Raw genomic sequence first — 11648 nt, 5'->3', positions numbered from 1 at the left:
CTTCACCGCTCACCCACGCTTAATAAAGGACTGCCAACAGGGCAGTGCGATAGCATGTTTACAGTGCAATCGACCCGCCCCGTTGGCGGGTCTTCGTAAGCGTTTTTAAGCGGTTCCCGCGTAGCGACTCAAAGCGAAAAAAGGATACATCACTGTGTGAGCTCCACGATCACCAGAAAGAAGGAAGATGGTGTCCTATAATATTGAGTGAATGAAATTATAAAGAATGCGGCGACTTCAGCGCGTAAGGTAAGAGTGAGCGCAGCTGCAGTTACTGAAGAAATCGTGACGATTTTCGTTGATGTCACACTTTCGTAACATTTGCTGATGTGTTTATAACAACCCACTGCATATGTTAACCACACTCTTCGCAATATTTGGTAGTCTAGGCCTTTTCCTCTACGGAATGAAGGTCATGAGTGAGGGCCTCCAGAAAGTCTCAGGTGAGGGCCTGCGCGCACTGATCGCCAATATGACGCGAAATCGTCTGTCTGGAATCGTGAGTGGCACCTTAATTACTACACTGGTCCAGTCATCAAGTGCAACCACCGTAATGATTGTCAGCTTCGTCAATGCGAAGCTGCTCACGCTACGCGAGTCCATTAGCATGATCATGGGCGCGAACTTGGGCACCACCAGTACCTTCTGGGTGGTCGCCACACTCGGCTTTACTTTTAGTTTAAGCTCCATCGCCCTACCCTGTGTCGGCATTGGCGTGGCGATGATCTTCTTCCGCACTCCAAAGGTGCGGAACGGGGGCGAGGCTCTGATTGGTTTCGGCATCTTATTCCTCGGACTAAATTTCCTCAAAAACTCCGTTCCAGACGTAAAAGTAAACCCCGAGCTATTCTCTTTCCTCGCCGACTGGTCGGGGCATGGAATGAACTCGGTTGCCATCTTCTTTGTTTTCGGAGCGATTTTAACAGTTATCGTCCAGTCCTCTTCAGTGGCTGGGGCAATCACCTTAACCTTGGTCGCAAAAGGCTGGATTGGCTACGAAGATGCAGCAGCCATCGTCCTGGGGGAAAATGTCGGCACCACGATCACAGCCAACCTCGCGGCCATGACAGGAGGCGTCGAAGCCAAACGTGCCGCCCGTGCTCACTTTCTACTTAATATCATCGGAGTCTGTTGGATGCTTTGCATCTTCGGCTTCTTCTCTAATTTCATCGACCAAATCACACCAGGCGCCGCGAATGATCCAGCACACACACTTTACCACCTCGCGGCGTTTCATTCGCTGTTTAACCTGATCAATATCTTTATCTTATCATGGTTCATACCGCAACTGGCCTACTTAGCGACCAAAATGGTACGCGATAAAACGGTTCAAGGCCTCGACGACGCTCACATTCAGTATCAAGCCCCCAATTTACCGCAGACCGGAGAGATCAACCTAGCCGAAGCGCAACGCGAAATGAAGCGCATGGCCGAGCTCACTCGCGAAATGTTTACAGGTTTCAACGAAGTTTACGAATCCCCAGACACAGACCTCAGCAGCCGGATTCAGGAGCTCAAAGCGATGGAAGAACGTAGCGACCGCCTCGCATTCGACATTACTCAGTATTTGATCTACTGCGCGTCTTCCGAACTGAGCCGTGAGCGCCTCAATGAAGTGACTGTCATGCTTCGCGTCATCTCGGAACTCGAAGAAATTTGCGACAATGCGCTCGATTTGGTCAAGCTTGCCAAACGTAAATATCAAAAAAAGCGAGTACTTCCTGTAGAAACTCAAGCAGCCATTCGCAATTTCAGCATGCCAGTCGACCAGTTTATGAATTTCTACATCCAATGTCTCAGTAGAAAAGTGACGGCTGCAGACATCGAAACGGCGATGCACCTGGAAGAAACGATCGATGCTTCCCGCAAAAAACTTCGCCGAGAAGCCGTTCGTCGCATGAACGATCCGGCTAATATAAAATCCGAAATGCTCTACATCGACATTCTTAACAACATTGAAAGCATTGGTGACCACTCGCTCAACATCTTGAAATTCCTTAGTCAAATTGACTAAGCGAAGCGACTCCTAAAAGCGGGTGTTAGCGCTCGAATCAAACGCGTCCAAAAGCCTTTACCAGCTCATCAATCACGGAATCATTCATCGAAGATATTTCCCCCAATGGTTTACTCTGGATGATCGCCTGAGCGGTTGCCTCTAGAACCTCCATTCGATCAAAGGCATCCAAAACAGTGCGCCCGGCGACTAAGGCTCCATTGTGCTGCAAGAGCATTACAGGATTATCCGGGCCCACATACTTAGCGACGGCATCCGGCGTTTCCATCATTTCATCGAAGGGCATCAGTGGCACATCTTTTAAGAATAGATAGCTCTCAGGAATTGTGCGTGTATCCAAGCGATCATCACTAATAGAAAAAGCCGTCGCATTCACCGGGAGTGCATTCATTACAGAATGAACTTCCGGATGGGCATCATAAATGGCCTTATGCAAGTTGGTCGCACGGCTGGGATACAGCCCCTCCGCACATTCTCCATTGGTCACGACGACGAGGTCATCAATCGTCAAATACTCGCGGTCGACGCGGGTCGGCGTGATCAAAAAACTATTATCGTCGATACGTGCCGATAAACTCCCCCATGAACTCGTCACCAAACCATGGGCATAGGCGCGATGAATAAAGTCATGAATCTCTCGCCTCAACTCGCGTTCGCGATTGCTGGGCGCTTGCGGCTCCCGCACGGGCAACTGGGTCAACGCAGCAGCGGCCTTAGCTAATTGCGCGGACTCGAGGCAACGCATCTCACCGAGATTTCGAGCCTGTAGAATCGTGCGTGCCGTAAACTCCAATGTTTCAAAACGACGAAATGCATCCTTGAGGTCCACACCTCCGACCACGACCCCGTGGTTTTCCATCACGACACAAAAAGTATTCGGAGAAGCGGCAAATTGGGCCGCGATGCTATCGCCCAAAGCGTCGCTGCCGGGCAAAGCATAGGGCGCAAATGCGACCGCGCCGCAGACATTCCATGCCTCTGGAAATACGCGTGTTTCGGGCACCTGCGCACAAATACTAAAGCTCACCAGAGCACCGGGATGGGCATGTATCACGGCGCCGATGTCAGGACGTGCATTGTAGACACTGAGATGAAAAGGACACTCTGAGGACGGAGGGTGCGGCCCATCCACTTGAGTGCCATCTAGTTTGACCCGCGCCATATCGCGACGGGTCAAATTTCCTTTATCGACACGTGCCGGCGTAATCCAAACATCCCCGTTATCAGAGCGGACAGAAATATTACCACCTGATGTAGTCGTCATGTAGCGACGATAGATACGAGCCATTGTCAGCTCGATTTGATCGCGGGGATGTAGGAGTTCGAAGTTCACTCAATTACGCAGTAGGAGTCGCTTTCTTGACGAAGCGGGATGAAGTGAAGCCATAGATTGCAATAATGATGAAGCAAAGCACAACCAGGAAGAAGGAACCACGTGTCGCCGTGGTGCCCATGAAGCCGTCCAAGTCCAGGACTTGCCCTTGGAAGCGTGTCATAAACACACCACCAACAATGGCGAAAATGAGTCCAGCCGAGCCCAGCTTGGCATCCTCTCCGACACCGTCCAAAGCAAGACCATAAATGGTGGGGAACATGAGCGACATACAAGCCGAGACCAACACCAGTGAATAAAGCCCTGCGATGCTCTGAATGTAAATGGCGCCCAGGGTGCAGGCAATCGCACCCGCGCTGAGGATCAGCAGTAATTTGCTAGGAGAGATATACTTCAGGAAGAATGTGCAAATAAAGCGGCTGCAGAGGAAAATGACCATCGCCATAATATTAAAGTTCTGCGCGGTCGCCTTATCGATCCCCAACTCATTCTCAGCATACTGAATGATAAAAGTCCAGGTCATGATCTGCGCACCGACGTAAAATGTTTGAGCAATCACACCTCCCACGTAATTGGGATTTGTGAGCAAGCGCTTGATCGTGCGGCCGAAGTGGACGTCATGCGAAGCATCCGGGGGACTGGTGTGCGGTAGCTTACTGACTAGAAACACACCTAAAACCAGTAGAACCACACAACCGATCGCGGTGTAAGGCATCGCCACCAACTTGAGGTCATTTTGCTGTAGCTCACGATGGGTCATGCCCTGAAAGCTGGTGATCTTACCATCTTTAAAATCTTGCAGCGCCGTCATGGGCGCATTGACACCGACTGTAGCCACATAAGCCTCCACGTTGGCATCATACACACGCTCGCGGGGTTTGGATTGCAGGAAGGACGGGATATTGTGCTGTTGCTGGACCACTTCAGTCGGTGCTAGGTCAGACGCGTAGCCGTTCACATCGTTCTTAAAGTCCTCAACTTGAATCGCGGACAGAATGACTGTGCCTGCGATAAACATCCCGGTCAATGAACCTAACGGATTGAATGCTTGAGCCAGATTCAAACGCCTGGTGGCCGTTTCAGCAGGCCCCATTGACAAAATATACGGATTGGCAGTGGTCTCAAGAAAGGCCAAGCCAAAGGTTAAAACATACAGTGCAATAATGAAGAGATTAAAATTGGCACCTGCTGCAGCGGGAATCGACAACAAAGCTCCTAAAGCATAGAGGCTCAGTCCGACAACAATACCCGCTTTGTACGAATAGCGGCGGATGAAAATCGCGGCAGGCAATGCCATCGTCGCGTAACCACCGTAAAATGCCATCTGCACCCATGTGCTCTGTGCATTTGTAATCACAAATACATCTTTAAAGACAGCGACCAATGGATTGGTCACATCATTAGCAAAGCCCCACAAAGAGAACAACGATGTCACTAAGATAAAGGACATCAGGAATTTCCGTGGGATGACAGGTATGGTGGGGTTTTTCATATTAATGATAACAATACGATGCTATACTTGATTATGCTTTGATATTAAGTCTACAACACTATTCTTGAAAAATGCGTTGCAGAGATAGGAATTAGAAAGTTGAATACGGGATCAATTGAAGGTCTGGACTACAGTATTACAGAGAAAAAGTGATAAACGAGGGATTATAGGCAAGATGAGACAACTTGCCTATCGCTCAAATAAGTGATAAAGGCATCTTTTTTTCCAAATAGCGGCAACCACCACTCGCCAAGACGCCCAATCACTCTCAATCCGACACAAAACGAAAGAGTGAGGACCTAAAAGCCGAAAATTCTTTTCACAAAGCCCCAGAAACCTGAATCAGGCTGTGTCTGCGGGACATTTGGGATGGATGCCTCAGCAGGCGTCTCGTCAGAGGGACGATCTGCAGGCGCTAGACTGGGCTCGTAACTTAATTCTAATCGGTAATCTTGAATACTGGGACGCTGCGCCACGGCGGCTTCGACAGTCTCACGGAGTTGGCTCAAGTAATCCTCGCCGATGGATTGCAGTAAAATGGGGCCGTAGTAATAGTTGAGTGATTCGTGTTGGTAGATCACATACCAGCCCGCATCCAGCTTGGCGGGATCCTCAACCAGCTCGCCTGGGTAGCGTTGATCAAAGTCAGCTTTAGAGAGAAAGCTCATATAGGGGATCGCAGTCTCCTCCAGCACCCGCAGGGGCTCGGCCCTGACTGCGGTGACCGAGCCGATGAATGCGAGCATGAGAGCCCACTGGTATCGCTTAAACGCCGCAGGCCTCCGGCGAGCGGACAGGCCACGCACGCACGCCAAGACCTGCGACGAGCGGACACGTCTCAAAAATCTCATGCTTCTAATCTGTCTCATACACCTAATTCTCAATTTCTAATCCCTAATCCCTAATCCCTAATCCCTAACTCCTAATTCCTAATTTCAAACTCTCACAGCCCACTCGGAAGGTTGGTGCCGTAGTCGCCGCTTCCACTGCCGCCGCCCACTTGCGAGCCTCCCGTTGTATTTTGGCCGGCACCAGCCTCGGTGCGATTACCGGTGCTGGTCGAAGTCGAAGGACCAGTCGCCCCCGACGCGCTGGACGCAGGCACACCGGTCGTGGAGTTGGGCACAGTGCTCGCGGAGCTAGCACTTCTTTAGAACGATTGACTTCAACCGTCTCTTGCGAGCTGACGCCACCGAAGCCGAAGTCTTCAAAATTACGCGGCTCTTCTCCACCACCAGAAGCGCCACCAGAACCACCACCAGAAGCGCCGGCCTGCCCGCTCACAGGCGCCTCATCGGCGGGTGGCAATGCGGCGGAACTGTTGCCAGCACCGGTGGGATCGCTTGTCTCCGTCGAAGGCGAGCTGCTGCCGATGGAAGCACTCGCTCCGTCTTTGGAACTCTGATTCGCCACAGTTTCACCACCTCCGGTGCCACCGACATTCTCGAAGTCACGCGGAGGCTCATTTACATTTTCAGAGCTGGCCCCCGCAGTCGGCGCTGCAGTGGCGCCGCTACTTTCACCGCCCCCCGCCTCACCGGGCTCTGGCGTATCGGTCGACTCTGAGGCCGGTGGAGTCGTTGGCGGATTGACGCGGCCATCAAAAAGATCTGGATCAGGCGCAGCGTGCAGCACGACAGCAGACAAAATCAGCGCCCCGCAAGACAATCCTAAGCGCGCAACAATGTCTCGCCAAGCACGCGAAGGCTCGAAATGCGCGAGCTTGCATCGCGAAACTGCAGCGCTCCAACGCGGCGAAGAGGGCTCTATAACTTTTCGGTGCATTCGACAGTAATGGTGGCATTGGGATGGCGCGCATCCACTTTGAATTCGATTTCGACGCTCTCATAGCCTGAGCGAGTGCCGCGCACTTTATAGACATCTGGAAAGAGTTTAAGTTCTTCTGTTTTGAAGCGATCGGGCGGCAGAACGCCAATGATGCTGACATAGGTGCGCTTATCGGATTTGATCGTCACATTAACTTCTTCGCTTTGCGCCTTAAGACTGGCTCGAATACGGGCTTCTTCAGTGAGCTGACTGGGCGCTACATTGCTAGGGCGACTGGACATGGCTTCATTAAAAAGCTTCGCCGCCAATGGGAAACGCCCCTCTGAAATATATTTCTCAGCCGCCGTGATATTTTGACTATAACGAATATTAGCCAAATAAAGACTGGAGGCTTTTTCTAAGCCTGTGCGCGCCTCCTTGGAATCGGGCGCAATTGCAACGGCTTCTTTATAAAAATTACGTGCGGCTTCGTAACGCCCGGCGCGCAGTGCGTCGTAGCCATCACTGAGCAACACATCCAGCCGTGCAGCTTTGTATTTTTCTTTGAGTTGAGCGAGGCGCGCCTCCTGCTCTGTAGAGGATTTAAGCTTTAAAGCAGCTTCTACGGAAGCGATGGCGCTGGAAAAGTCGGCCGCTTGCTCGGCAGTGAGTGATGCGTCGATCAGTGTTTGATACTCACGATCCAAGATGCGGGCTTCGAGCGAGGCGCGTTGATTGCGAATGAATGGGTTCTGGGGATTCTCGGCCGCGAGACGTTCCAGTTGCGCGAGCGCCGCCTCCAAGTCGCCGCTCGCTTCGAGCGCACGGATCGCTTTGACTTCTTCAGCGATGCCCTCGAGTGCGGTCACCATGACGAGTCCCTCAGTTGCGGCGGCGTTGGCCGAATCAAGCTCCAAGACCGATTCGTAGGCCGTGCGTGCGGCAGTCAATTGATAGTCTTCCAGCGCCTGACTGGCCGCTTCCAGTAGGCCAGCAGTCTGTTGCAGCGCGCGCGCCTCCAGATCGCCCAGTATGGCGCTGGTCATTTCGAAGTCGTCGACACTGCGCTGATATTCCCCGCGTTGAGCGCACGTAGCGCGGTATTATACGTTTCCACCGCCTCACGGTAAGTGTTTTCAAAAGCGGACTTCAGATAATCAAGGCTTTGCAATTCTGCATAGGTGCTGTCATTGAGCGCACGCGCTTGATCGGCCAGCGCCAAGGCAGCCAATTGGCTCTCGGCACGTTGTACCACTGAGTTGTAGTGCAGCGCTGCATCCTCCAGTGCTCCCTTTTGCAGAGCGACTGCGCCCTTACTGGCGTCGCGCTTGAGGCTGGCGATAAAATCGAGCGAGACATCTCCCTGGCGCAAAGCTTCGGCTAGGTCTTGCTCAATCAGGCGATCGGCCTTCTCCGCCAGCTGCCTTAGGTCAAAATCAATTGCTTCGCTCGTGCTTTTGACTGCACTGCTCTCAGAATTTGCCTGCTCCGTGCCACTTGAAGCTCCCAAACGACTAAAAAGCAGTAGCAACAATGGTAGAACGATCAATGCCGCCAGTACCATGGCGACGATTACGACGGGTTTTTTATTGCGTGTCATAGATAAAATAGAGTGAAAGAATAATAGAACGCGTAGGCGGAATGGCCATTAGAAAAACGCGCTTCCCGATATCTTACTTTTAAGGGCTTATTCTTGCTTGCATGGGAGTGCAAAAAAAACAGCCTTGCGCCAATTTATGCCAAAACGCACCGACATACAGACTATTCTTATCATTGGTTCCGGCCCGATTGTAATCGGCCAGGCCTGCGAATTCGACTATTCCGGCACTCAAGCTTGTAAAGCGCTGCGTGAGGAAGGTTACAAAGTGGTGCTGGTGAACAGCAACCCGGCCACGATCATGACCGACCCCGAGTTTGCCGATGTCACTTACATCGAGCCGCTTACGGTTGACGCGCTGGAGAAGATCATTCTCAAGGAAAAGCCAGATGCCCTGCTCCCCACCCTCGGTGGCCAGACGGGACTGAACCTTTCGATGGATCTGCACGATGCAGGCATTCTCGAAAAATATGGCGTGCAAATGATCGGCGCCAAGCCGGAAGCCATCATCAAGGGCGAGGCGCGCGATATTTTCAAACAGGCCATGCTTAAGATCGGCCTGGACGTGGCACGCTCGGCCACCGTCAATAACCTGGCGGACGCGCTCAAGGCGGCTGACGAATTGATCGGTGACTTCCCCATCATCATTCGCCCCAGCTTCACGCTCGGTGGCTCTGGCGGCGGGATCGCTTATAATCGCGAAGAATATGAGCGCATGGTGCAAAACGGCCTCGATATGTCGCCCACCACCGAAGTGCTGGTCGAAGAGTGCTTACTCGGCTGGAAGGAATACGAGATGGAGGTCATGCGCGACCACAAGGATCAGTGCGTGGTCATCTGCTCGATTGAGAATTTCGACCCGATGGGCGTCCACACCGGTGACTCCATCACGGTGGCACCGGCCATGACGCTGACGGATAAGGAATACCAGCTGATGCGCGATGCATCCTTCGCATGTATCCGTGAAGTCGGCGTGGAAACAGGTGGCTCGAATATCCAGTTCTCGGTCAACCCGAAGAATGGCCGCATGGTCGTGATCGAAATGAACCCGCGCGTCTCACGTAGTTCGGCGCTGGCGTCGAAAGCAACGGGCTTCCCCATCGCAAAGATCGCGGCCAAGTTGGCTGTCGGCTATAGCTTGGACGAGCTGCAAAACGACATCACGCGTGAAACTCCGGCCAGCTTCGAGCCGACGATCGACTACGTGGTGACGAAGATCCCTCGTTTCACATTCGAAAAATTCATCGGTGCCGACACGACATTGACTTCTGCCATGAAATCCGTGGGCGAAGCCATGGCCATCGGCCGCACCTTTAAGGAGTCTTTCCAAAAAGCTCTACGCTCGCTGGAAATCGGCGCCAAAGGCTTTGTGGGACCGGCTAAATTTGCAGAGAAAATCACCGATATGCAGGCCATCCGCCAAGGCATCTCGATCCCTACTTGCGAACGTGTCTTTTGGCTGCGTCACGCCCTACTCAATGGCATGACGGATGAAGAAATTTTCGAAGCTTGTTCCCTCGATCCATGGTTTATCGATCAATTGCGTCAGTTGGTCGACATCGAGCTCGAGCTCAAGACCAGTAGTCTGGCAAAACTCGACGGCGAGTTAATGAAGACTGCCAAAGAAGCGGGTTTCAGCGATGCGCTGATTGCCGATCTGGTCAACTCCAACCGTCAAGCCGTGCGTAAGCGCCGCGAAAAGTTGGGCGTCATGACGAATTACCGTCTGGTGGACACCTGTGCTGCGGAGTTCGAAGCCTTCACTCCTTACTATTACTCTTCCTACGGCGCCGAGAATGAGATCTCCGTCACCGACAAGAAAAAGATCATGATCCTAGGTGGCGGCCCCAACCGCATCGGTCAAGGCATCGAGTTCGACTACTGCTGTGTGCACGCCTCCTTCGCCCTGCGCGAAGCGGGTTACGAGACCATCATGGTCAACTCCAATCCCGAGACCGTCTCCACCGACTACGACACCTCGGACAAACTTTTCTTCGAACCACTCACCCTCGAAGACGTGCTTGAGATTTACTACCAGTCCAAGTGCGACGGTGTGATCGTGCAATTTGGCGGCCAAACCCCGCTCAACCTCGCGACCGAGCTGGAAGCGCACGGCGTGAATATCATCGGCACCTCACCTTCCATGATTGACGCTGCCGAGGACCGCGATCAATTCCGCGACATTCTCGACCGTATCGGCTTAAAGCAACCGGAGAACCGCATCGCCAACTCACTGGAACAAGCCTACGAACTGGCCGGTGAAATCGGCTTCCCGATCCTACTGCGCCCCTCCTTCGTTCTAGGTGGCCGTGGTATGTTCATCGTCTACGACATGGACGAAATGAAGAAGATCGTGCGCGAAGTGTTCGACGTCGCTCCCGGCACTCCGGTGTTGCTCGACAAATTCCTGGAAGACGCGTATGAGCTCGACGTAGACTGCATTTCCGACGGCGAGACCACAGTGATTGGCGGCATGCTACAGCACGTTGAATTTGCAGGGGTTCACTCCGGCGACGCCGCCATGGTGATGCCCCCCCACACACTCTCCAACGAGATGCTGGATAAGGTTCGCACCGCCAGCTACGCACTCGCAAAAGAGCTACAAGTGGTCGGCCTCATGAACGTGCAATACGCGATCAAGGACGACGAGCTTTACATCATCGAAGTCAACCCACGCGCCTCGCGCACCGTGCCCTTCGTTTCCAAGGCGATCGGCGTGCCGCTGGCTAAGCTCGCCTCCCGTATCATGGCAGGCGAAAAGCTTAAGGACCTCGGCTTCACCGAAGAAATCATTCCTCCTTATTGGGCGGTCAAAGAATCCGTATTCCCCTTCAACCGCTTCCCAGGCGCGCCCATCATGCTCAGCCCGGAAATGCGCTCGACAGGTGAAGTCATGGGCCTCGACAAAGACCTCGGTGTTGCCTTTGCAAAATCACAGATGGCGGCCAAGCCCGCACTGCCCGACTCCGGCGACGTCTTTATCAGCGTCAAAGACGGTGACAAACAGCGTGCAATCGAAATCGCCAAGGGCCTAAGCGAACTCGGCTTCGGTATCTTAGCCACAGCAGGCACCGGCAAGCTGTTCAAAGAAAACGGTATCGAAGTGAAAAACGTCTGCCGCCTGAGCGAAGGTCGCCCCAACGTGATTGACCTGATCAAAAACAACAAAGTTTGTCTGATCATCAATACACCGCAAGGCACCGTGCCACGTCAAAACGAGAACGAGATCCGCACCGAAGCGGTGAAGCACAATATCTGCATTATGACCACCATCTCGGCCGCTTCTGCCGCTGTGGATGGCATCAAAGCGATCCGCGAGAAAGGCTACGAAGTGCGCTCGATCCAAAGCTACAGCCAAGAAGCGAATCCTAAGTAAGGAATCGCTACTTTCAGAATCCGCAGCTTTACGCGGAATTTAATCGACGGACTGCCTAACGAAAGTTAG

The 11648-nt window shown here is 52.8% G+C and carries 8 protein-coding genes; 2 read left to right on the top strand and 6 right to left on the bottom strand.

What is annotated here, in order from left to right:
• Nucleotides 1–352 precede the first annotated feature (352 nt).
• The gene (locus SH580_RS21710) at nucleotides 353–2014 is read left to right on the top strand and encodes a Na/Pi cotransporter family protein (protein WP_319832902.1); all 1662 of its coding nucleotides are present in this window, start codon (nucleotides 353–355) and stop codon (nucleotides 2012–2014) included.
• Between the two features lie 37 nt (nucleotides 2015–2051).
• Here SH580_RS21710 and SH580_RS21705 read toward each other — a convergent pair whose 3' ends face one another.
• The 6 genes from SH580_RS21705 to SH580_RS21680 all read right to left on the bottom strand — a co-directional run bounded on the left by SH580_RS21705 (nucleotide 2052) and on the right by SH580_RS21680 (nucleotide 8206).
• Complete coding sequence (locus tag SH580_RS21705) at nucleotides 2052–3347, bottom strand: class II aldolase/adducin family protein (RefSeq protein ID WP_319832901.1); 1296 nt, start codon at nucleotides 3345–3347, stop codon at nucleotides 2052–2054.
• A 4-nt stretch (nucleotides 3348–3351) separates the two neighbouring features.
• Nucleotides 3352–4839 carry an MFS transporter gene (locus tag SH580_RS21700; RefSeq protein ID WP_319832900.1) on the bottom strand — a complete coding sequence of 496 codons (1488 nt, stop codon included), beginning with the start codon at nucleotides 4837–4839 and terminating at the stop codon, nucleotides 3352–3354.
• A gap of 299 nt (nucleotides 4840–5138) precedes the next feature.
• Nucleotides 5139–5585 carry a hypothetical protein gene (locus SH580_RS21695; protein WP_319832899.1) on the bottom strand — a complete coding sequence of 149 codons (447 nt, stop codon included), beginning with the start codon at nucleotides 5583–5585 and terminating at the stop codon, nucleotides 5139–5141.
• Nucleotides 5586–5754: 169 nt separating this feature from the next.
• A complete protein-coding gene (locus SH580_RS21690; RefSeq protein ID WP_319832898.1) occupies nucleotides 5755–6624 on the bottom strand; it encodes a hypothetical protein in 870 nt (289 codons plus the stop codon).
• On the bottom strand, nucleotides 6606–7652 hold the full coding sequence (locus SH580_RS21685; RefSeq protein ID WP_319832897.1) for a tetratricopeptide repeat protein: 1047 nt from the start codon (nucleotides 7650–7652) through the stop codon (nucleotides 6606–6608). The genes SH580_RS21690 and SH580_RS21685 overlap by 19 nt, the downstream gene beginning before the upstream one ends.
• On the bottom strand, nucleotides 7649–8206 hold the full coding sequence (locus tag SH580_RS21680; protein ID WP_319832896.1) for a hypothetical protein: 558 nt from the start codon (nucleotides 8204–8206) through the stop codon (nucleotides 7649–7651). The genes SH580_RS21685 and SH580_RS21680 overlap by 4 nt, the downstream gene beginning before the upstream one ends.
• Nucleotides 8207–8342: 136 nt before the next feature.
• Here SH580_RS21680 and carB point away from each other — a divergent pair, with 136 nt between their 5' ends.
• Entirely contained in the window at nucleotides 8343–11579 is a 3237-nt protein-coding gene (gene carB / locus SH580_RS21675) for a carbamoyl-phosphate synthase large subunit (protein WP_319832895.1), read from the top strand.
• The last annotated feature ends 69 nt before the right edge of the window (nucleotides 11580–11648 follow it).

It is taken from the genome of Coraliomargarita algicola (genome assembly GCF_033878955.1).
In the GTDB taxonomy this organism is placed as follows: Bacteria; Verrucomicrobiota; Verrucomicrobiia; order Opitutales; family Coraliomargaritaceae; genus Thalassobacterium; species Thalassobacterium algicola.
The sequence above is the reverse complement of the archived record's forward strand: the minus strand, read 5'-3'. Positions and strand labels throughout refer to the sequence as shown.